This is a genomic window from Streptomyces sp. JH002 (assembly GCF_050916115.1).
GTDB lineage: Bacteria > Actinomycetota > Actinomycetes > Streptomycetales > Streptomycetaceae > Streptomyces > Streptomyces xiamenensis.
This window is the reverse complement of record NZ_CP087989.1, coordinates 4,036,876-4,058,204: the sequence shown is the minus strand read 5'-3', so window position 1 is coordinate 4,058,204 and position 21,329 is coordinate 4,036,876. Positions and strand designations below refer to the sequence as shown.

At 70.7% G+C, this 21,329-nt stretch carries 23 protein-coding genes; 14 read left to right on the top strand and 9 right to left on the bottom strand.

All coding sequences use genetic code 11. The features are described from left to right. Positions 1 to 13 precede the first annotated feature (13 nt). Complete coding sequence (locus H7827_RS18630) at positions 14 to 1,678, top strand: extracellular solute-binding protein (RefSeq protein WP_432746624.1); 1,665 nt, start codon at positions 14 to 16, stop codon at positions 1,676 to 1,678. A gap of 133 nt (positions 1,679 to 1,811) precedes the next feature. Continuing rightward, a complete protein-coding gene (locus tag H7827_RS18625) occupies positions 1,812 to 3,680 on the top strand; it encodes a Dyp-type peroxidase (RefSeq protein WP_432746623.1) in 1,869 nt (622 codons plus the stop codon). A 12-nt stretch (positions 3,681 to 3,692) separates the two neighbouring features. Here H7827_RS18625 and H7827_RS18620 read toward each other — a convergent pair whose 3' ends face one another. The 4 genes from H7827_RS18620 to H7827_RS18605 all read right to left on the bottom strand — a co-directional run bounded on the left by H7827_RS18620 (position 3,693) and on the right by H7827_RS18605 (position 6,072). After that, the gene (locus H7827_RS18620) at positions 3,693 to 4,766 is read right to left on the bottom strand and encodes an LLM class flavin-dependent oxidoreductase (RefSeq protein WP_386533614.1); all 1,074 of its coding nucleotides are present in this window, start codon (positions 4,764 to 4,766) and stop codon (positions 3,693 to 3,695) included. Between the two features lie 126 nt (positions 4,767 to 4,892). After that, positions 4,893 to 5,036: a DUF397 domain-containing protein gene (locus H7827_RS18615; protein WP_432746622.1), complete on the bottom strand. Its 144-nt coding sequence runs from the start codon at positions 5,034 to 5,036 to the stop codon at positions 4,893 to 4,895. Continuing rightward, positions 5,033 to 5,248, bottom strand: coding sequence for a DUF397 domain-containing protein (locus H7827_RS18610; protein ID WP_432746621.1), 216 nt, complete (start codon positions 5,246 to 5,248; stop codon positions 5,033 to 5,035). Before H7827_RS18610 ends, H7827_RS18615 begins: the two co-directional genes overlap by 4 nt. Further along, on the bottom strand, positions 5,224 to 6,072 hold the full coding sequence (locus H7827_RS18605; RefSeq protein WP_432746620.1) for a helix-turn-helix domain-containing protein: 849 nt from the start codon (positions 6,070 to 6,072) through the stop codon (positions 5,224 to 5,226). The genes H7827_RS18610 and H7827_RS18605 overlap by 25 nt, the downstream gene beginning before the upstream one ends. Before the next feature lie 136 nt (positions 6,073 to 6,208). Between H7827_RS18605 and H7827_RS18600 the strand changes: the two genes are divergently transcribed. From H7827_RS18600 to H7827_RS18590, 3 genes are all read left to right on the top strand, one after another. Beyond that, a complete protein-coding gene (locus H7827_RS18600; RefSeq protein ID WP_432746619.1) occupies positions 6,209 to 6,442 on the top strand; it encodes a hypothetical protein in 234 nt (77 codons plus the stop codon). Between the two features lie 509 nt (positions 6,443 to 6,951). After that, a complete protein-coding gene (locus H7827_RS18595) occupies positions 6,952 to 7,890 on the top strand; it encodes a radical SAM protein (protein ID WP_432746618.1) in 939 nt (312 codons plus the stop codon). Between the two features lie 7 nt (positions 7,891 to 7,897). Next, positions 7,898 to 8,737: a protein kinase gene (locus H7827_RS18590; RefSeq protein WP_432746617.1), complete on the top strand. Its 840-nt coding sequence runs from the start codon at positions 7,898 to 7,900 to the stop codon at positions 8,735 to 8,737. On the opposite strand, the gene H7827_RS18585 is transcribed toward H7827_RS18590, so the two are convergent. Further along, complete coding sequence (locus H7827_RS18585) at positions 8,716 to 9,573, bottom strand: putative RNA methyltransferase (RefSeq protein ID WP_432746616.1); 858 nt, start codon at positions 9,571 to 9,573, stop codon at positions 8,716 to 8,718. The two genes, H7827_RS18590 and H7827_RS18585, sit on opposite strands and share 22 nt — an antisense overlap. 218 nt (positions 9,574 to 9,791) lie before the next feature. Between H7827_RS18585 and H7827_RS18580 the strand changes: the two genes are divergently transcribed. The 7 genes from H7827_RS18580 (at position 9,792) to H7827_RS18550 (ending at position 15,269) form a co-directional block, all read left to right on the top strand. Continuing rightward, positions 9,792 to 10,118, top strand: a complete 327-nt coding sequence (locus H7827_RS18580; protein WP_200366614.1) for a WhiB family transcriptional regulator — start codon at positions 9,792 to 9,794, stop codon at positions 10,116 to 10,118. A gap of 83 nt (positions 10,119 to 10,201) precedes the next feature. Then, positions 10,202 to 10,453: a type B 50S ribosomal protein L31 gene (locus H7827_RS18575; protein ID WP_030736007.1), complete on the top strand. Its 252-nt coding sequence runs from the start codon at positions 10,202 to 10,204 to the stop codon at positions 10,451 to 10,453. Between the two features lie 54 nt (positions 10,454 to 10,507). Then, positions 10,508 to 11,047: an MSMEG_1061 family FMN-dependent PPOX-type flavoprotein gene (locus H7827_RS18570; protein ID WP_432746615.1), complete on the top strand. Its 540-nt coding sequence runs from the start codon at positions 10,508 to 10,510 to the stop codon at positions 11,045 to 11,047. Between the two features lie 64 nt (positions 11,048 to 11,111). Next, entirely contained in the window at positions 11,112 to 12,149 is a 1,038-nt protein-coding gene (locus H7827_RS18565; protein WP_432746614.1) for a FecCD family ABC transporter permease, read from the top strand. Further along, positions 12,146 to 13,207, top strand: coding sequence for a FecCD family ABC transporter permease (locus H7827_RS18560; RefSeq protein ID WP_432746613.1), 1,062 nt, complete (start codon positions 12,146 to 12,148; stop codon positions 13,205 to 13,207). The genes H7827_RS18565 and H7827_RS18560 overlap by 4 nt, the downstream gene beginning before the upstream one ends. A gap of 221 nt (positions 13,208 to 13,428) precedes the next feature. Then, complete coding sequence (locus H7827_RS18555) at positions 13,429 to 14,232, top strand: ABC transporter ATP-binding protein (protein ID WP_432746612.1); 804 nt, start codon at positions 13,429 to 13,431, stop codon at positions 14,230 to 14,232. 20 nt (positions 14,233 to 14,252) lie between these two features. After that, entirely contained in the window at positions 14,253 to 15,269 is a 1,017-nt protein-coding gene (locus H7827_RS18550; protein ID WP_432746611.1) for an iron-siderophore ABC transporter substrate-binding protein, read from the top strand. An 81-nt stretch (positions 15,270 to 15,350) separates the two neighbouring features. On the opposite strand, the gene H7827_RS18545 is transcribed toward H7827_RS18550, so the two are convergent. From H7827_RS18545 to H7827_RS18530, 4 genes are all read right to left on the bottom strand, one after another. Then, complete coding sequence (locus tag H7827_RS18545) at positions 15,351 to 16,757, bottom strand: PTS ascorbate transporter subunit IIC (protein ID WP_432746610.1); 1,407 nt, start codon at positions 16,755 to 16,757, stop codon at positions 15,351 to 15,353. 123 nt (positions 16,758 to 16,880) lie between these two features. After that, a complete protein-coding gene (locus H7827_RS18540) occupies positions 16,881 to 17,162 on the bottom strand; it encodes a PTS sugar transporter subunit IIB (RefSeq protein ID WP_019433515.1) in 282 nt (93 codons plus the stop codon). Continuing rightward, positions 17,159 to 17,614, bottom strand: coding sequence for a PTS sugar transporter subunit IIA (locus H7827_RS18535; RefSeq protein WP_386533652.1), 456 nt, complete (start codon positions 17,612 to 17,614; stop codon positions 17,159 to 17,161). Before H7827_RS18535 ends, H7827_RS18540 begins: the two co-directional genes overlap by 4 nt. A gap of 34 nt (positions 17,615 to 17,648) precedes the next feature. Further along, positions 17,649 to 18,377, bottom strand: a complete 729-nt coding sequence (locus tag H7827_RS18530) for a GntR family transcriptional regulator (protein WP_386533655.1) — start codon at positions 18,375 to 18,377, stop codon at positions 17,649 to 17,651. A 245-nt stretch (positions 18,378 to 18,622) separates the two neighbouring features. Between H7827_RS18530 and H7827_RS18525 the strand changes: the two genes are divergently transcribed. Both H7827_RS18525 and H7827_RS18520 read left to right on the top strand, forming a co-directional pair. Further along, entirely contained in the window at positions 18,623 to 20,650 is a 2,028-nt protein-coding gene (locus H7827_RS18525) for a transketolase family protein (RefSeq protein WP_432746609.1), read from the top strand. Next, a complete protein-coding gene (locus H7827_RS18520) occupies positions 20,647 to 21,297 on the top strand; it encodes an HAD family hydrolase (RefSeq protein WP_432746608.1) in 651 nt (216 codons plus the stop codon). The genes H7827_RS18525 and H7827_RS18520 overlap by 4 nt, the downstream gene beginning before the upstream one ends. Positions 21,298 to 21,329 lie beyond the last annotated feature (32 nt).

Genomic DNA, 21,329 nt, shown 5'->3' with positions numbered 1-21,329 from the left:
CGAAGGAGCGGACATGACCGTGAATCCCCGTGCCGGTGCTCCCTCCCGGCGACGTTTTCTGCGCGGCTCGCTCGGTGCCTCGGCGGCGCTGGCCGCCGGGCCCGCGCTGGTGGGCTGCGCCACCTCGCAGGTGCGCAGCGCCCGCAACGCCGGCACCGAACCGGTGCCGTGGCCCGAGTACGTACCGGTGGAGGGGCCGCGGCCCGATCTGCCGCCCGACCCGCGCGGGGTGGACGCCGGCTTCCTGCGCTACCCCGACCACCTGGTGTCCTCGGTGCCCGAACGGCCCGGCGGCGGCCAGACGGTGACCGCGATGGTGGAGACGTACGAGGCGCCGCCGCGCGGACCCGGCGCCAACCGCTACTGGGCCGCCCTCAACGAGGCGCTCGGAGTCGATCTGAAGCTCCAGCTGGTGCCCAGCGGCAACCTCAGCGCGAAGCTCGCCACGATGATGGCCAGCGGGGACATGCCCGACCTGGTGATGGTGCGCAACTGGATCCCGCGGGTGGCCGACTACGCGGCGAACGTGGCCGCCGATCTGAGCGAGCACCTGAGCGGCCCCGCCGTGCGGGACTACCCGAACCTGGCCAACCTCCCGACCTACGCCTGGCGGGACATGGGGCTGATGGGCGGCCGGATCATGGGGGTGCCCATCACCCGGCCGCGCACCGGCTCCGCGATCCTGTCGAACCGCGAGGAGATGACGCGGCTCGCGGAGGGCACCTACAACGACTGGACGGCGGAGGAGTTCACCGACACCCTCAGGCGGGGCACCGGCGGCAAGAAGTACGGCTTGGGGGTGGCCTCGGGCGGCTGGCTGTTCGGGGTGCCGCTGCTGTCGTCGTGGCACGGGGCGCCGAACCTGTACGGGATGCGGGACGGCGCGTTCGTCAAGGCGGAGCTGACCGAGGAGTACCGGGCGGCGGTGGAGTTCGCGCGGCGGCTGCACGTGACGGAGAAGGTGTACTACCCGGGCACGGCGACGATGCCGACCGAGACGATGAAGTCGCTGTTCTTCAACGGGACGGTGCGCGCCCAGCTGGACAACCTGCCCGGGTACCAGGCGGCGAACATCGCGGTCGGGGACGCCTTCACGGTGGATCTGCTGCGCCCGCCGACGGACCTGGGCACCGGGGCGACCTCGCACTTCAGCGGCGGGACGTACGGGTACACGCTGCTCAAGCCCGGGCCGCCGGAGCGGATCACCCTGCTGCTGCGGATCATCAACTACCTGGCGGCGCCGTTCGGGACCACGGAGTACGAGCGCACCTACTACGGAGTGGAGGGCGAGCACTTCGAGCGGGTGGACGGCGATCTGGAGCTGACGGAGCTGGCGAAGACGGAGAACCCGAGCACGGTGCCGGTGAGGTACATCACCGCGCCGCCGCCGGTGCACTTCTACCCGGGCAACCCGGACGCGGTGCGCCGGGTGCACGCCTTCCAGACACAGGACGTGGAGACCGGGATCGCGCCGCTGACCAGTGGGCTCGTGGTGCGCGACGCGCTGCGGCCCTACACCAGGATGCGCAAACTCTTCGAGGACACGGTGATCTCGGTGGTGCAGGGGCACGACTCGATGAAGAAGTGGGACGAGGCGGTGCGGACCTGGCGTACGCAGGGCGGGGATCAGGTCGACGCGGAGCTGGCGGAGGAGTACGCGGCCGTCAATCAGCTATAGCCCGGCCACTCGTTGGGGTGATTCCGGGAGGGAATCACCCCAACTGCCCTCACGTTCGGTAACGTCATCCATGTCAAGGGAGACACACAGTCACCACGGGAGGTGGCTGGTATGGACACACGGGGGGCGTGTGATGGCGAACATCCAACCTGACATCGGCCGGGTCACCGCACGGGGCGACAGCCCGGACGACAGCGAACTGCCGCTGCGCGAGAGCACCGAGATCCAGGGCGACATCCTGGCCGGGTTCAAGAAGGACCACGTCCGGCTCCTGATGCTGCGCTTCGGCGACCGGCGGCAGGCGAGGGAATGGCTCGGGCGGCTGCGCCACCGGATCTCCACGACGGCCGAGGTGACGGCGTTCAACGAGGCCTTCAGCCGGGCCCGGCGCACCGCCGAGGGGGCCGACCCGCTGCACGCCGCGGCCGTGTGGCGGGGCGTGTCCCTCACCTACCCGGGGCTGGCCGAGCTGATCGGCGGCGATCCGCTCACCGACGTGCCGGCCGGCAGCACCCAGGAGGCGCTGGCCCAGGGCTGCGCACGGCGCAAGGAACTGCTGGGCGACACGGGAGAGAGCGACCCGGCGCACTGGCTGTTCGGTGCCGGCCACCAGGAGCCGGTGCACGCGGTGCTCACCCTCGCCGCGGACCGGCCCGGTGAGCTGCGCGCCGCCGTGGAGGAGGAACGGGCCGCCTGCGAACGGCACAAGGTGTTCCTCGTCTTCGAGCAGCGCGCCGCCACCCTGCCGGGCGCGCGGCGCGGACAGGAGCACTTCGGCTTCCGGGACGGCATCAGCCAGCCCGGGGTGCGGGGCTTCGACGCCCCCGATCCCCAGGATCCGGTCCATCAGAAGGGCAAGCCGGGCACCCGGCTGATCGCCGCGGGCGAGTTCCTCATCGGCCGCGCCCCGGACCACCGGGTGGTGACCTGGCTGCCGGACTGGATGCGGGACGGCACCTTCCAGGTGGTGCGGCGCCTCGCCCAGGACGTTGAGGGCTGGTGGGAGCAGGCCCAGGAGCATGTACGGGCCCTGCGCGCGGTGGGCGCGGCGCCGCCCGGCGCCACCAAGGAGTGGATGGCGGCCCGGATGATGGGCCGCTGGCCCTCGGGCACCCCGCTGCCGCACTCACCCGACCGGGACACTCCGCTCCCGCCCTGCGCGTCCCCGACCAACGACGTGTCGTTCGGGGACGATCTGGACGGGCGGGTCACCCCGCTGTTCTCGCACCTGCGCAAGACCAACCCCAGGGACGGTCTCAAGGCCACCGAGGACGACAAGGAGGCGCTGGCGCAGGAAGGCATCCTGGATGGCCGCCGGGTGCTGCGCCGGGGCATCCCGTTCGGCCCGACCGCCGAGGCAGGGGGCCGGGACGCCGCGCGCGGGCTGCTGTTCATCAGCTATCAGTCGGATCTCATCGCCCAGTTCGAGTTCATCCAGCGCACCTGGGTGGAGGCCGGTGACTTCCCCGAGCGGGAGAGTCCGGTCGGCCGGGATCCGGTGATCGGCGGCGCGGGCTCCGGGTCCTTCCCGGTCGGCGAGTCGGGGCACCACCGGCTGGACTTCAAGAAGTTCGTGCGCACCGAGGGCGCGCTGTACACCTTCGTGCCCTCGCTCTCCGCCCTGAAGTGGCTGGCGGAGGGGGTGATTCCGGTGGGCGGCGGGCCGCTGGAGGACCAGCGGTACACCGCGCCGCTCACGCTGCGGCGCGGGGAGGTGATCAGCTCGGGCAAGGCGCGGCTGCGCTTCCAGGAGAGCGGTGACCTCACCGTCCACGACGAACGGGAGCACGAACGCTGGCGCTCCACGACCGGCAGCGGCGCGGTGCTGGCGCAGTTCAGGCCCAACGGTGAACTCGCCCTGCTCTCCGGGGAGGGCGAGGCGATCTGGGCGACCCCGACCGCCGGTCACCCGGGGGCGGTCCTCACGGCCCGCACCACCGGTGACGTCGAGATCCGTTCGGCGGAGGGGGAGTTGCTCTGGCACACCGACACCGCCCACTGAGGGCGGGCCGGATCAGCCCTGCTGGTAGACGTCCGCGATCAGCTCGTAGCTCCGCAGCCGGGCCTCGGCGCCGTGGCCCATGGAGGTGAGCATGAGTTCATCGGCCCCGGTGCGCTTGGCCAGCGCGTCCAGGCCCTCCCTCACGGTGTCCGGTGTTCCGTGGATGACGTTGCTCAGCCACTCGTCCACCACGTCCTGCTCCATCGCGCTGAACGGGTAGCTCTCGGCCTCCTCGGGGCTGGGCACCAGGCCCGGCCGGCCGGTGCGCAGCCGCACCATCGACAGCGCGCCGGTGAGGACCTGCCGGTACGCCTCGTGCCGGTCCTCGGCGGCCAGGGCGTTGACGCCGATCAGGGCGTACGGCTCGGAGAGCACCTCGGAGGGGCGGAAGGTGTGCCGGTACAGCTCCAGGGCGGGCAGGGTGTGGGCCGAGGAGAAGTGGTGGGCGAACGCGAAGGGCAGTCCGAGGCGGCCGGCCAGCTGTGCGCTGAACCCGGAGGACCCCAGCAGCCACACCGAGGGCCGGCGGTCCGACTGGACCCCGCCCTGCACCCGGCCCTGGATGGGGCCGGGGACGGCGTGGATGCGGGAGTAGGGGTGCCCCTGCGGGAAGTCGTCGTCGAGGAAGCGGACGAGTTCGGCCAGCTGCTCGGGGAACTCGTCGGCGCCGTCGGCGCGGCCCCGGCGCAGGGCGGCGGCGGTGGCCTGGTCGGTGCCGGGGGCGCGGCCCAGACCCAGGTCGACGCGGCCGGGGGCCATGGCCTCCAGCGTGCCGAACTGCTCGGCGATCACCAGGGGGGCGTGGTTGGGCAGCATCACGCCGCCCGAGCCGAGCCGGATGCGGTCGGTGTGGGCGGCGAGGTGGGCGAGGATCACGGCGGGCGCCGAGCTGGCGACACCGGGCATCGAGTGGTGCTCGGCCACCCAGAACCGGTGGTAGCCGCGCCGCTCGGTGAGCTTGGCCAGCTCCACCGAGGTGGCCAGCGCCTGGGTCGCCGTCCGTCCGCTGCCCACGGTGGCCAGATCCAGCACCGACAGCGGTACGGGGGCCGTCCCGAAGCTGCTTCCCCTGATGGCGTCCGACACGGCGGCGTCCTCCCTGTTCCTGCGGCTCGGTACGGGAGGTCAACCTTCGCCGGGACGGGTTCATTCCCATCCAGCCGTGACGGGCGATTCTGGTGATGAACGCGGCCCAGGAGGGGGCGGAAACAGTCAGGGACCGCTCGGGGACTTACTGTCACGGACCGGGGCCACACCGGGAAAGCCGTCTGCGACCTCCAAGCATTGACCGCCGTTGGAGATGCTGTAGCTGCTGGCGCGCCACGCGGGGCTACCCGCACTCGGCCGCCGCGTCATGCGAGAGGCGAACCTTCCGCCCTGATACTGGTAACGAACGCCCCCCACGCAGGGGCGGAAACAGTCAGGGAACGCTCGGGGCACTTACTGTCACGGACCGGGACCATACCGGGGAAGCCGTCCGCGACCTCCAGGCACTGACCACCATTGGCGTTGCTGTAGCTGCTCGCGCGCCACTCAGCGGCGCTCAGATCGAGTCCGGCGGCTCGCATGTTGCACATTCCTCCAGCAGAGAACGAATGAATGCCACAGACTCTACCGGGGTCAAGGCCGCATCGCGCAGGCGATCGTAGGCCAGCTTGCGGGTCTCCACTTCGCCGGGTTCTTCCATCAACTCGCCTGTCGTGCTGCTCTCCTCGTACACGACGGACGTGCCATTGGGCACTGTCAGTACGGTGAGAGAACCGCCCAACTGGTCTTGCAGCCCAGCAGAGAAAGGAAACACCTGAATGGTGATGTTGGGGCGCTCCGCTGCCTTCAACAGATGGCCGAGCTGACGGGCCCACGCCCCAGGAGCCCTGAGCTGCCTCCGCAGTGCCGATTCATCAAGGATGGATCGCAGATGCAGTGGGCTCTCCCGGATCAGCACTTCCTGCCTGCCCATCCGCGCTGCAACCTGTTCCTCCACCTCGTTCTCGTCCTTGGGCCAGGCGGTCTGCTGCTGTTCTCGGGCGTACTCCTCAGTCTGCAACAGCCCCATGATCGTGCTGGCCGAGTAGTTGTGCATGACCAGTGCCTCACTCTCCAGCTTCATGTAACGCTTGTACCGGTCCAGGAACACCTCTTCCTTCGCCAGCTTCCACAGTTGCTGAAGGTGGCGCCCCGTGCCGTAGCACTGGTCGAGTGCCCTGCTCGTGGCCTCATCGCCCAGGCGCAGCCCGGTCTCCAGTTTGTGGAGGTAGCTGCGGTCGAAGCAGACCTTCTCCGCCAGTTGGGCCAGGGACATCCCCGACTCCTCGCGCAGGAGCGCGAGTTCTTCCATGAAGAGGCGCCTGGCGTGTGGCTTGCGGGTGGAGGTGGACTTGCTCGCAGCCATGGAAGTTCCGCCCTCTGTCGAATGGCCGTGCGTGGCCCGTGTGACCTGGGCCACTCCTTTCCCCTGGTCAGCGTAATACCGCCCGTTCAATCCTTGTAGTCGTCCGAATACAGAACGACAGCAAGAGGGACACGCAATGACGTTCGAGACCCCCACGATCGTGCCGAAGATCGGTGAACTGGCGAGGGACAGCCGGCTGGACCGGGTCGGGGTGGTCATGGATCACATCGGTCCCAGCTATCAGTTGCGTCCGGTGGGCGGCGGGCGAGAGTGGGACGTCTTGCCCGAGGACCTCCGGGCGGCCGATTCCGGGGATCTGTTGCGGGCCAAGGTTGAGGAGCGCAACCACCACAGCAGGAAGCGGATCTGATGCCCGCCGGGTCCACAACTGTCAGCCGCGTCTGTGCTGTGGCGCGAGAGCCGGGGCTCGGCGAGTTTCACTCTTCATGTCCGGACGCGCCAACCGGCTGTGCCTGTGCGTGTCATCACGGCGGGCTGGACGCCGGGCCGAGCATGGAGGCCACCGTCGTCTCCCACGTGCTGGCCGGCGCCGTGGCAGTCGCCGCCCTCGGCCTGTCGGTGATCGGGCGGTGAACCCCGGTCTTCCGCCGATCTCGCGGCTCTCCCCGGGACAACAGTGCGGTCTCGCCTGTATCCGATGCGGATATCGGTTTCCCGCTGTCTGGCGTGCGGCACGACTGATGGGCACTGTCCGGCATCCCGCGCTCGGCTACGCGTACGGCCTGTGGGCCTGCGCTCCGCACTGCCCGAGCCATCTCAGCACCACAGGAATGCCCAGAAGAGTATCGGGGACGCAATCGACCAACGATCCGGGCAAATATCCCCTGCCTGATCACCATTCGACAGAAGGGACTTGAAATGATCACCACTGCGGAAGAACCTCGATTTCTCTGGCTGGATCTGACCCGGAAATGCCAGCTCTCCTGCGTGCACTGCTACAACGCGTCCGGGCCTGACGGGACTCACGGCAGCATGACCGGTGAGCAGTGGATCAGCCTTCTTGATCAAGCGGCTGCCAGTGGGGTGACCAGCGTCCAGTTCATCGGTGGGGAACCGACCATGCACCCCGACGCGGAGGAACTGGTCCGTCACGCGCTGGACCTCGGCCTACGGACCGAGATCTACAGCAATCTCGTGCGCGTCACCGACGAGTGGTGGGAACTGTTCCAACGCCACGGGGTATCGGTGGCGACCTCCTACTACTCGGACCGGGTCGAGCAGCACAACGCGATGACCGGCCGACGCAGTCACGCCCGGACCCGGACGAACATCGAGAAGGCCCTCGGGCTCGGCATCGAGCTGCGTGCCGGCATTGTCGGCGACAGCGGCCACATCATCGACGCGGCCCGGCGAGATCTTGAGTCCCTGGGGGTGACCAGGATCGGCGCCGATCACGTTCGTCCCTTCGGGCGGGGTGCGCGGGAGGGGAGATCCGACCTGGCGAACCTCTGTGGCCAGTGCGGTACCAGCAGGGCTTCCATCGGCCCGAACGGAGAGGTCTCCCCCTGTGTCTTCTCTGGCTGGCTGAACGTCGGCAATGTCCAGGAGGCCCCATTGGACGCTATCCTCAGCAGCGCCGCCATGGCCGAGGCGAATGCGTCCATTCGCAGCGCTGTCGGTGCGGCAAGGGCCCGCCGAGCGGACTGGGGGAACTGCGAACCCAAGCAAGATTGCGCTCCCAAGAACAACTGCCACCCCAAACAGCCCTGCCAGCCCGATACAGCGTGCCGCCCCAGGTGTACGCCCAATGAGGAGTGCAGCCCGGGACCGCTCAGCGGCTGTGACCCGAGGAACTGAGGGACCCATGAAACGCGAGCTTTCCGACCTTGAGTTCGAGGCGCTGATTCTCCCGTACACGGGCGGGTTGACGGGCCTCCGGTCTCCCGTCTCGCGCGGGTACAGCTCGGATGTCACGGTTGTGGTCGAGTGTGAGAACGGTCCGTTCTTCGTCAAGGCGATGCGGAACCGGCCGGGGGGGCGCAATGACTCCATGATCCGGGAAAGGGTGATCAATTCGTTCGTGCGGCCGATCTCGCCGGATCTGCGATGGCAGGTGGAGGACGATGAGTGGATCGTTTCGGGGTTCGACTTCGTGGACGGCAGGCGAGCGAACTTCAAGCCGGGTTCCCCGGATCTCCCGGTCATCATCGAACTGCTCAACCGCATGGGCGAACTCAGGCTTCCCGAAGTGGCCCACGACTGGACCGAGGAGCGTTGGGACAGGTACGCCGCCGATGAGACAGAGGCAAAGCTCTTTCGGGGCGATGCCCTGCTGCACACCGACATCAATCCGAGCAACCTGCTGATCGGGGAGCGGGAAGCGTGGGCGGTGGACTGGTCGTGGCCCGGTCGCGGGGCGGCCTTCATCGACCCGGGCATGCTCGTCGTGCAGCTCGTGTCATCCGGGCACAGCCCTGAGTCCGCCGAGTCGTGGGCGGCCGGCTGCAAGGTGTGGGAAGACGCGGCTCCGGAGGCGATCGACGCCTTCGCCGCTGCCACCACGCGCATGTACTGGTCGTTCGCCAAGTGGCGGCCCGAGGAATCGTGGCTCAAGGCCGTGGCGGAGGCGGCCGAGGCATGGGCCAATCACCGGGGGGTGATCGTCGGGCCCGGCCTGATGGATCAGTCCTTGCGGGGGTCGTAACGGGAGAGGGTGACGGAGACCACGACCGGCACCGGGCCCGGGTGTTCGGCAAGCCACGCGCGGGTGGCGTCGGTGTCCAGGTGGTGGGCGGAGGGGCCCATGGCGATCAGGTGGGCCAGGTCGGCGGGTGGCAGTTCGGCCCGGTACTCCACGACGCGACTGCCCACGGGCTCGAAGTGGCCCTCCAGGGTGCGGCGCAGCCGCGCGTCCTTGTCGGGGTCGATGGCGAGCAGGCCCAGGCGCTCGCGGGGCAGCCCGGACAGATGGCGGGCGGTGGGGGTGATCACCAGCAGGGTGCCGCCGGGGCGCAGCACGCGGTGGAACTCGGGGCCGTTGCGCGGGGCGAAGACGTTGATCAGGAGATCGACGTGGTGGTCGGGCAGCGGCAGCGGGCGCCACACGTCCCAGACGGCGGCGGACAGCCGTGGGTGGGCGCGGGCGGCGCGGCGCAGGGCATATTTGGACAGATCCAGGCCGATTCCTTGCGCTGAGGGGAGCGCGTCGAGGACGGCGGCGAGGTAGTAGCCGGTCCCGGTTCCGGCGTCCAGAACGGTCCCGTCGCGGGGAACCTGTGCCCCGGCCGCCTCCGCGGCGAGGGCCTCGGCCAGCGGACGGTAGTGACCGGCGGCCAGGAAGGCGTCCCGGGCGGCGACCATGGCCTGGGTATCGGCGCCGGCGGGCACCTTGCCGCCGGTCAGCAGGCTCGCGTACCCCTGCCGGGCGATGTCGAAGGTGTGGCCGTCCGGGCAGCGCAGGCTGGTGTCGTGGTGGGCGAGCGGCTGCCCGCACAGCGGGCACCGCAGCGCGGCGAACGGAGAGGACGCGGAGGCAGACACGGGATTCCCTGAGGGGTGCGGGGCAACCGTCACCCTATCTCCGGGCTGTCCGTCCCGTCCCAGTTGCCTCTGGCGTCACTCCTGAGAGTGACCTGGCCCTTGGCATAGTCCCTTCGGGCCATGCCAGATGGGACCGACTGGGGGTGTTGCCATGCCGTCGCATTCCGTAACGTCCTCAGCTGGGAATGGTCATGGGACCGCGGGAGGACGGCACCGGGATGAGTTGGGAAACCGACTGGAGCAAGAACGGGATCTGTCGCAAGACCGACCCGGACGAACTGTTCGTGCAGGGCGCGGAGCAGAACCGCGCCAAGGCGGTGTGCACCGGCTGCCCGGTGAAGACCGAGTGCCTGGCCTACGGCCTGGACCACAAGATCGAGTTCGGGGTGTGGGGCGGGATGACGGAGCGGGAGCGGCGGGCGCTGCTGCGCCGGCGGCCGACGGTCACCTCCTGGCGGCAGTTGCTGGAGACGGCCCGCGCGGAGTACGAGCGCTCCACCGCGGCGGGCGAGGAGCCCCGGGCCGGCGCCGCCGACGCGGCGTAGGCGGCACCGTCCCGTTCCGGTTGCGGGGGCGTCCGGGCGCGCCGAGCATGAAGGGAGGCATCCGCCCCAGTCCGGGAGGAACCGTGCAATCGGACATCCATCCCCCTTATCGGCAGGTGGTCTTCCGGGACCGTTCCGCCGGGTACGCCTTTCTGACCCGGTCGACGGCCACCAGCGACCGCACCATCGAGTGGGACGACGGGGAGACGTATCCGGTGATCGATGTGGAGATCTCCTCGGAGAGCCATCCCTTCTACACGGGCAAGGCCCGGGTGCTGGACTCCGAGGGCCAGGTGCAGAAGTTCGAGCAGCGCTACGGGCGCCGGGAGCGCTGAACTGCCGCCACCCGCCTGCGCACCCGCCGGGGGCCGGGTGAGAGCATCGGCCGGATGATGTACGAGCACGCGGTCACCTCCGCCGATGAACTGCCCGAGATCGTCGGCACCCCGCACCCTGCCGTGATCGCCAAGGTGAAGAAGGAACTCGGGGCGTTCGAGCGGAAGTGGCTGGCCACCTCCCCGTTCTGCGTCCTGTCCACTTCGGCGGCGGACGGCAGTTGCGATGTCTCGCCGCGGGGCGATCCGCCCGGGTTCGTGCAGGTGCTGGACGACTCCACGATCGCGATACCCGACCGGCTCGGCAACCGCCGGGTCGACAGCTGGCGCAATGTGCTGAGCAACCCGCAGGTGGGGCTCATCTTCATGATCCCGGGGGCCGCCGAGACGCTGCGGATCAACGGCCGGGCCACGCTGGTACGGGACGGGGAGTTCTTCGACCGGATGGCGCTGAAGGGCCGCCGCCCGGCGCTGGCCCTGATCGTGGAGACCGACGAGGTCTTTCTGCACTGCTCCAACGCGCTGCGCCGCTCGGGCCTGTGGGACAAGGAGTCCTGGCCCGAGGACCTCTCGGAGCTGAAGGTCACCTACTGACGCGCATGTTAGGGTAGCCTTCCCTTACTGGGAGACCGGCGCACAGACAGACGCGATCAGACACATGGGCATACGCAGCACGACGGCCACGCCGTCCTCGCGCTCCCGCCCGTTGCTCGCCGCCGGGCTCGTCCCGGCGGCCACGGCCCTGCTGCTCGCGGTCATCGCCTCCCTCACCCTCGGCACCGCGAGCATTCCGGCGCACACCGTGTGGCAGGCGCTCACCGCCTACGACCCCTCCGACACCCAGCAGCTGATCATCCATGAGGTCCGCGTCCCGCGCACCGTCATCGGGGTGCTGGCGGGGGTCGCGCTGGGCCTGGCGGGAGCGGTGATGCAGGCCGTGGCCCGCAATCCGCTGGCCGACCCCGGCATCCTCGGCGTCAACGCGGGCGCCGCGCTCTTCGTCGTTCTCGCCATCAACACGCTGGGCATCGTCACCCTCAGCGGCTATGTGTGGTTCGGCTTCGCCGGGGCGCTGTGCGCCTTCGCGCTCGTCTACGGGGTCAGCTCCCTGGGCCGCGAGGGCGCCACCCCCATCAAGCTGGCCCTGGCTGGTGCCGCCACCACCGCCGCGCTCGGCTCGGTCACCAGCGCCATCATCCTCACCAGCAACAACGCCTTCGACCAGTACCGCTTCTGGCAGGTGGGCGCGCTGACCAGGACCGAGGACGGCCTGCTCACCCAGGCCGCGCCGTTCATCGTGGCCGGCGCACTGTGCGCGCTGGTCAGCGGACGCTGGCTCAACACCCTCAGCATGGGCGACGACACCGCCCGGTCACTGGGCCAGCGGGTGGGCGCGGTGCGCGCCCTGGCGGCCTGCGCCGTGGTGCTGCTGTGCGGCACGGCCACCGCCATCGCCGGGCCCATCGCCTTCGTCGGCCTGGTCATCCCGCACATCGCCCGCGCCTTCACCGGCCCCGACTACCGCTGGATCCTGCCCTACTCGGCGCTGCTGGCCCCCACGTTGCTGCTGACCGCCGATGTGGTGGGCCGCCTCGTCGCCCGCCCCGGCGAACTCCAGGTCGGCATCGTCACGGCCGTGATCGGCGTCCCCCCGTTCATCGCCCTGGTCCGCCGCAGGAAGACGGGCGCGCTGTGACGACGCACGCCCGAACGACGACGCACACCCGCGCCATCGGCGCCATCCGCCACGCCCGGCGGACCCGGCACCGGCGCACCCTCGTGGTCTGCGCCGGACTGCTGACCGCGGCGATCGCCGTGTTCCTGCTGTCGCTGGCGACCGGGGACAAGTCGATCCCGCTGCCCGACGTGCTCGCCACCCTCACGGGGGGCGGCAGCAGGGGCGACGCGTTCATCATCATGGAGCTGCGCCTGCCGCGCGCCGTCACCGCCGTCGGGGTGGGCGCCGCGTTCGCGGTGGCCGGGGCCGTCTTCCAGTCCCTGCTGCGCAATCCGCTGGCCAGCCCCGATGTGATCGGCATCAGCGCCGGGGCCAGCGCCGCGGCCGTGATCTCCCTCGTGATCCTGGGCCTGAGCGGCCCCGCCGTCTCGCTGGCCGCGCTCGGCGGAGCGCTGACCGCCGCCGTACTGATCTACGCGCTCGCCTGGCGGCGCGGCGTCACCGGCTACCGGCTGGTGCTGATCGGCGTCGGGGTGGCCTCCGCCCTCACCAGCACCGTCTCGTACGTGATGACGCGTTCGGAGACGATGGTCGCCCAGCAGGCCTTCGTCTGGCTCGCCGGTTCCCTCAACGGCCGGTCCTGGGACCAGGCCCGCCCCCTGCTGCTGGCCCTGGCCCTGCTGATCCCGCTGACCGCGCTCGCCGCCCGCGCCCTGCCCGCGCTCCAGCTGGGCGACGACACCGCCCGGGGCCTGGGCGCCCGCACCGAACCCTCCCGCGTCGCCCTGCTGCTGTGCGCCGTGGCCCTGGCCGGGGTCGCCACCGCCGCCGCGGGACCGGTGGGCTTCGTCGCCTTCGTCTCCGCGCCCATCGCCCGTGGCCTGCTGCGCCGCCAGGACGCGGCGCTGCTGCCGGCCGCCCTCACCGGGGTGCTGGTGGTGCTGCTCTCCGACTACATCGGCCAGCATCTGCTCGGCCCGCACCAGATCCCGGTCGGCGTGGTCACCAGCGTGGTCGGCGCCCCGTATCTGCTGTGGCTGCTGGCCACCGCCAATCGCGTCGGCCGCGGCGGCTAGGCCGTGTCTTTTGGATCTTCGTGGATCGGGTCGCGGCGTCGGATGCGGTGCATCGCACGGCGCCGGAGTGCCCTCAGGGTGGTTTCCTGTGGGCACTCCGGCAACGCAGCGAGGTGCCGTAGCCGTTGTCGTGGCCCCCGCGAAGATCCGAAAGAGACGGCCTGACTCGCGCCGGCATTCGCGCCCGCACCCCGGGCCCGTCCAAGGGAGAACCTCCGCCCATGACCGTTCAGCACACACTGCGCACCGAGGAGCTGCGGCTCACCTATGACCGCCACGAGGTGGTCAAGGGCCTGTCCCTGGACATACCGCCGGGCCGGATCACCATGATCGTGGGCCCGAACGCCTGCGGGAAGTCCACCCTGCTGCGCGGTCTGGCCCGGCTGCTGACCCCGGCCTCCGGTTCGGTGCTGCTGGACGGCGCGTCCATCCACTCCCGCCCCACCCGCGAGGTCGCCACCACGCTCGGCATCCTGCCGCAGACCCCGGTGGCGCCCGACGGCATCACCGTCACCGACCTGGTGGGCCGGGGCCGCTATCCGCACCAGGGCTGGTTCCGGCGCTGGAGCGAGGAGGACGAGCGGGCGGTCGCCGAGGCACTGGAGGCCACCGATGTGGCGGAGCTGGCGGACCGGGCGGTGGACGAACTCTCCGGCGGCCAGCGGCAGCGGGTGTGGATCGCGATGGCGCTGGCCCAGGGCACCGATCTGCTGCTGCTGGACGAGCCGACCACGTACCTGGACATCACCCACCAGGTCGAGGTGCTCGATCTGCTGACGGACCTCAACGCCTCGGCCGGCACCACTGTGGTGGTGGTGCTGCACGATCTGAACCTGGCCTGCCGGTACGCCGATCACCTGGTGGCGATGCGCGACGGGCGGATCGTGGCGGAGGGGCCGCCGGCCGAGGTGGTCACCGAGCAGGTGGTGTCGGACGTGTTCGGGCTGCGCTGCACGCTGGTGGACGACCCCGTCTCCGGGACTCCGCTGATCGTGCCGATGGGGCGGCATCACTCAGCCAAGTAAGGGTAGGCTAACCTAACGGCATGAGACATCTGCCCCGTGTGCGGCTGGCCCTGCTCGCCGTCGCCGCCCTCGCCCTCCCCCTCGCCGCCTGCGGCTCCGCCGACGACACCGCGGAGGGGCCCGCCGGCCAGGAGGAGAACGCCTCCTCGGACGGCGGCGCCTTCCCGGTCACCGTCGCCACCGCCTTCGGCGACGTCACCATCGAGGAGGAGCCGCAGCGGGTCGTCGCCCTCGGCTGGGGCGACGCCGAGACCGCCCTGGCGCTCGGCGTGCAGCCGGTCGGAGCCAGCGACTGGCTGGCCTTCGGCGGCGAAGGGGTCGGCCCCTGGGCCGAGGGCCTGTACGACGAGGCCCCCGAGCTGATCGGCACCATGGAGCCCGAGCTGGAGCGCATCGCCGAGCTCGACCCGGACCTGATCCTGGACCTCAACTCCAGCGGGACCCAGGAGCGGTACGACATGCTGGAGCGGATCGCCCCCACCGTGGGCGTCCCCGAAGGGGGCCAGCAGTACAAGATCTCCTGGCGCGAGCAGGTCACCATGATCGCCACCGCGCTGGGCCGCGCCGAGGCCGGCGAGCGGCTGATCACCGACACCGAGGACGCGTTCGCGCAGGCCGCCGCCGACCACCCCGAGTTCGAGGGCAAGACGATCGTGGTCTCCGCGGTCACCTCCGGCGGATACGGTGCCTACGTCCAAGGCAGCGGCCGGGTGGACTTCGTGGAGGCGCTCGGCTTCACCAACGGCCCCGCCGTCAACGAGCTGGCCGGTGAGGACTTCTCCATCCCGGTCTCCAAAGAACGGCTGGACCTGCTGGACGCCGATGTCACCGTCGTCACCCCGATCGGCGTGCCGCCCACCGACATCAGCGAGGACCCGCTCTACCAGGCGATCCCCTCGGTCGCCGACGGCCGCGGGCTGGTCCTGGACGACCCGGAGATCTCCCTGGCGTTCGCCACCAACACGGTGCTCTCCCTGCCCTACGCCCTGGACCTGGTGGTCCCCCTGCTCTCCGACGCGGCGGCCGGCAACGCCTGACCGGCGCCCACAAGCCCGACGGCCCGGGCCCGTACGGTGCGTACCGTACGGGCCCGGGCCGTTCTCCGAGGACCGGCCGGGTCAGGAGACGGGCTGCGTCTCCTGCTCCGGGGCTGCCTCGTCCGCGGGCGGTCCGTTCCGCTTCTCCCGCCGGTCCACCAGCGCGCTGCCCACCAGCACACCCACCAGCGAGCCGAGCACCAGCACGATCACCGCGATGTGACCCCAGTTGGCGGCGTTGCCCACCAGGAACCCGGCGACACCGAAGTCGGCGTCCGAGAAAGTGGAGTTCGCCAGGCCGACATCGCCCAGGCGGGGCAGGATCAGCAGCGGCAGGAAGGTGATCAGCAGACCGTTGGCAATCGAGCCCAGCACGGCGCCGCGCCGGCCGCCGACCGCGTTGCCGATGACACCGGAGGCGCCACCGGTCATGAAGTGCGCCACGATGCCCGGGATGATGATCGTGCCACCGACGGCCGCCAGCACACCCATGCCGATCAGACCGGCCGCGAAGCTGGCCAGGAAGCCGATCAGCACCGCGTTGGGCGCGAAGGTGAAGACGATCGGCACGTCCAGGGCGGGCTTGGCGTTGGGGACCAGCTTCTGCGAGATGCCCTTGAAGGCGGGGATGATCTCGGCCAGCACGACCCGCACACCGGCCAGGATGATCGTGACACCGGCCGCGAACATACCGGCCTGCATGATCGCCCAGATCACGAACCACTGGCCGCCGCTGAGCTCGCTCTCCACGTAGCCGGGCCCGGCGATCAGCGTCACCAGCAGGTAGATGACACCCATGGACAGCGCGATGACGACCGTGGTGTCGCGCAGGAAGCCCAGACCGGAGGGGATCTTCAGGTCCTCGGTGGACTTGGTGGCGTCACCCTTGGTCAGCTTGGCGACCCAGCCGGAGGTGGCGATGCCGACGTTGCCGGTGTGGCCCAGCGCCACGTTCTCCTGCTTGGTGACCTTGCGCATGAACGGCTGCACCAGGGCGGGCGAGACGGTGGTGACGATGCCCTGGGCGAGGGAGCCCCACAGCACGGCCTCCCACGACTCGAAGCCGTTGGCCATCAGGATCACGGCGGTCATCGCGGCCAGGTACAGCGCCACGTGGCCGGACATGTAGATGTACTTGAGCCGGGTGAAGCGCGCCAGCAGCACGTTCACCACCATGCCGAAGAAGAAGATCAGCGCGGCCTGGGTGCCGAAGTCGGTGAGGACGGTACCGACGATGGCCTCGTTGTTCGGCACCACGCCCTGCACGTTGAAGGCGTGCTGGAACATGTCGCCGAACGGGGTGAGGGCGCCGGAGACGACCCCCGCGCCCGCGGCCAGCACGAGGAAGCCGACGAACGCCTTGATCGTTCCCTTGAGGGTGTCCGAGGCGGACTTGCGCTGGAGGACCAGACCGAGCAGGGCGATCAGGCCGATGATCACGGATGGTTCGCGGAATATGTCCACGAGGGTGTTGAGGAAGCCGTTCACGGGTGGCGCCTTTCTACGGCACGACGAGCGGTTCGGTCGCGATGCAGGTGACGTCAGCAGTGGACAGACGTTCCTTGCTGTGGATCGGGGAGCGAGCGGGGGGACGGTGGAGCCGGGGAAGGGTTACAGCAGGCCCTTGCGCACAGCGGCCGCCTTGACCGCCTCGCGCAGTTCCTCCTTGTCGATGATGCTTTCGAGCACCACCACGTCCCCGAGGCCGGCGGCGGTGTCCGCCAGGTCCTTGGCGACGAAGAAGACATCCGCGCTCTCGGGGCCCGCCGAGCCGATGTCGGTGTGGTCGACCTCGACGCCACTGACGCCGAGTTCGCCCAGGACCTCGTCGATGTTCATGTGGACCATGAAGCTGGAGCCGAGGCCCGAGCTGCACATCGCCAGGAATTTCATTTCTTCTCCTCGAATGCGGTGATGAGCCGGTGGACGTCGGCGGCCGAGCGGGCGGCGCGCAGCGCCTCCCGGGTCTCGGTGTCCGACAGAATGCGGGCCAGGGAGGACATGGCCTGGGTGTGCGCGGTGGCGTCGACCGCCGCGAAGCAGAAGTAGAGATCGACGGCGTGCTCGGGCTGGTCGAGCAGCGGGGCCGGCTCCTCGAGACGCAGCATCGAGATCGAGGTGCGCACCGCGCCCTTCTCGGGGCGGGTGTGGGCCAGGGCGATGCCGAAACCGAGGTCGATGTAGGTGCCGCCCGCCTCGATGGAGGCGATCATGGCGTCGACGTACCCGGCGGTGATGTCACCGGCGGTCAGCAGGGGTTCGGCGACCTGGGTCACCGCTTCCCGCCAGCTGAGGCGGTCGGCGGAGAAACGTATCTTCTCCTCGGTCAGCAGTTCGCTGAGCATGGCACTTTCTCCGTGATCTCTCGTGCTCGTGGTGCTAGTCGGCGTCGGCGAGGATGTCGAAGGACAGCTCGGCGCTCTCCGGCAGGAATTTGGACGTCCCGTGCACCACGGGCCGCCGCTCCAGGTCGAAGACCGTGGAGGTCGCCAGCAGCAGGGGTGAGCCGTCCGCGACATCCAGCAGATGGGCCTCGCGCCCGTCACAGGTGTGCAGGCCGACGACGATCTCGTTCCGCGTGAGCACCACGTCGTGATGCGCCCGCAGATGGGCGTACAGGGAGGTGGCGGTGAAGTCCGCCCCCAGTACGTCGGGGAACCGCTCCTCCGCCACGAACGACTCGGCGAGATGGTGCGTGACGCCGTTCACCCGGCGCAGCCGCTCCAGCCGTACGACCGGGGCGGCCGGCGAGATGTCCAGGGCGGCCGCCAGCCGGCTGCCGGCCCGCGTCCGCTTCTGGGCCAGCACCTCGGAGGTGACGGCGTGGCCCTGCCGGGTCATCTGTGTGAAGAAGCCGGTGACCTCGCTGACGAACCGCTCACGGTGCTTGAGGGCGTAGCGGGGCCGGGAGACGAAGGTGCCCTTGCCGTGCTGGCGGATCAGGTAACCGTCGTTGACCAGATCGTCGACGGCCCGGCGCAGTGTGATGCGGCTCACGGCGTACTCCTCGCAGAGTGCCGCCTCGGGAGGCAGTTGTCCGCCGACCGGGAGATCGCTGACCCGGTTCAGCAGATGGTCGCGCACCTGGGCGTATTTGTGCTCGGCCACCGCCGCCTCCTCACTGAGAACGTGTCGTCGAGACGTCATGATGACTAGAAACCCAGAGGACGTCAATAGGTCAATTCGATGTAACCGTACTGCGCGGCGGAAGCTTCCGGAATCGGTCAGATCCCCCGCAACTTACTCCACACAAAAGGGACAAAACACCCTCTAGCATCGCTGAACGGCGATGCGTTACGTTGTTTCAAGTCATCATGACGACATGATCTCGTAGCTCACAGAGGAGCCCTGCCGTGACCGGAACCGGATCCATACTCGGCCCCGCCGACCGCCAGGCGGTCGCGGTCGCCCGCGCCCTGGCCATGGACGCCGTCGAGGCGGCGGGCTCCGGCCACCCCGGTACGGCGATGGCCCTGGCCCCGGTCGCGCACCTGCTCTACCAGCGGCACCTGCGGCACGACCCGGCCGACCCCGCCTGGGAGGGCCGCGACCGGTTCATCCTGTCCTGCGGCCACGCCAGCATCCTGCAGTACACCCAGCTCCACCTGACCGGCTACGGCCTGGAGCTGGAGGACCTGCGGCGGTTCCGTCAGCTGGACTCGCTCACCCCCGGGCACCCCGAACTCGGCCACACCGCAGGGGTGGAGATGACCACCGGACCGCTGGGCCAGGGCGTCGCCACCGCCGTCGGTATGGCCATGGCCCTCAAGCGCGACGCGCTGCGCCTGGCGGGCGCCGCCGAGGCCGGTCTCCCCGAGCGCACCGTGTGGGTCCTCGCCTCCGACGGCGACCTCCAGGAGGGCATCTCCTACGAGGCCGGGGCGCTCGCCGGCCGGCACGAGCTGGACAACCTGGTCGTCATCTGGGACGACAACAGCATCCAGATCGAGGGCGGCACCGACCTCGCCACCCGCGAGGACACCGGCGCCCGGTTCGCCGCCCAGGGCTGGGCCGTTCGCGAGGTCGGCCTCGGCACGGACGGCGACATCGACACCGACGCGCTGGACGCCGCTCTCACCGCCTCCCGCGCCGAACGCGGCCGCCCCGCCCTGATCGTCCTGAAGTCCCAGATCGCCTGGCCCGCCCCGCACGCGATCAACACCCCCGCCGCGCACGGCGCCCCGCTCGGCGCCGCCGAGGTCGCCGCCACCAAGGAACGCCTGGGGGTCGCCGCCGAGCCGTTCACCGTGCCCGCCGAGGTCCTCGCCCACACCCGTACCGCACTGACCCGCGGCGCCGCACTGCACCGCGCCTGGGACACGGCGCTCACCACCTGGGCGACCGCGCACCCCGAGCGGGCCGCCGCCCGCGCCCACGCCATCACCGCCCCCGCCGCCGCCGATCTCGCCGAGGCGCTCCCGCAGTTCACCCCCGGCACGCCGATCGCGCCCCGCGACGCCTCCGGCACCGTCATCCAGGCGCTGTCCGCCGCGCACCCCGCGCTGTGGGGCGGCTCCGCCGACCTCGGCGACTCCAACCGCACCACCATCAAGGGCGGCGGCTCCTTCCTCCCCGAGGACCTCTCCGGCCGCAACATCCACTGGGGCGTGCGCGAACACGCCATGGCCGCCGCCCTCAACGGCATCGCCATCGTCGGCTACGACGCCCCGTTCGCCGGCACCTTCCTGGTCTTCAGCGACTACCAGCGCCCCTCGCTGCGGCTCGCCGCCCTGATGCGGCTGCCCGTGATCCACGTCTGGTCCCACGACTCCGTCGCCCTCGGCGCGGACGGCCCCACCCACCAGCCCGTCGAGCACCTCGCCGCGCTGCGCGCCATGCCGGGACTGACGGTGGTACGCCCCGCCGACGCCACCGAGACCGCCGCCGCCTGGCTCGCCGCGCTCGGCCACCGCGGCCCGGTCGGACTGGTGCTCGCCCGCCAGGGCCTGCCGGTCCTGCCCACCCCGGCCCCGGCCGTGCGCGAGGGCGTGGCGCGCGGCGCGTACGTCGTCGCGGACGGCACCGACGTGCTGCTGCTGGCCAGCGGCAGCGAGGTGGCGCCGGCCCTGACCGCCCGCGAGACCCTCGCCGCACAAGGCGTCTCGGCCCGGGTGGTCTCGGTGCCCGCCAAGGAGTGGTTCCTGGCCCAGGACCGGGAGTACCGCGACCGGGTGCTGCCCCCGGCGGTCCGCGCCCGCGTCGTCGTCGAGGCGGCTTCGCCGTTCGGCTGGCACGACCTGCTCGGCGAGGCCGGCACCACCGTCACCATCGACGACTTCGGCCTGTCCGCCCCGGCCGACGACGCGCTGGAGGCCAAGGGCATGACCCCCCAGGCCGTCGTCACCGCCGCGCTCGCCTCCATCGAGGCGGCCCGCGCGTGATCGGCGACACCGTACGGCTGGTGATCTTCGACTGCGACGGGGTGCTGGTCGACACCGAGACCATCGGCCCCGCCGTGGTCGCGGAGATGGCCACCGAGGCCGGCTGGCCGCTCACCCCCGACGAGGTGCGCGAACGGTTCCTGGGCCGGCCCGAGGCGTACCTGTACGAGCAGATCCGCGCCCACGCCGCCACCCCCGTCGGTCCCGACTGGCTGGTGACGTACCACGCCCGGGTCAGCGAGGCGTTCGCCGCCCGGCCGCACACCATGCCGGGCGTGGTGGAACTGCTGGACGCCCTGGACGCGCGCGGCCTGCCGTACTGCGTCGCCTCCAGCGGCAACCACCGGCGGATCCGGCACTCGCTCACCCACTCCGGGCTGTGGCCGCGCTTCGCCGGGCGGATCTTCAGCGCGGACGACGTGGCGCACGGCAAGCCCGCCCCCGACCTGTTCCTGCACGCGGCCCGCACGATGGGCGCCGCGCCGGCCGACTGCCTGGTGATCGAGGACAGCCCGGCCGGTGTGGACGCGGCCCTCGCCGCCGCGATGCCCGTCATCGGCTACACCGGCGGCCCCACCACCCCCGCCGAACTCGCCCACGCCACCCACGGCGTGCTGGACGATCTGCGGAACGTCCCTACTCTCTAGGGACACCACGGGCGCGGCCGGGCCACGGTGCC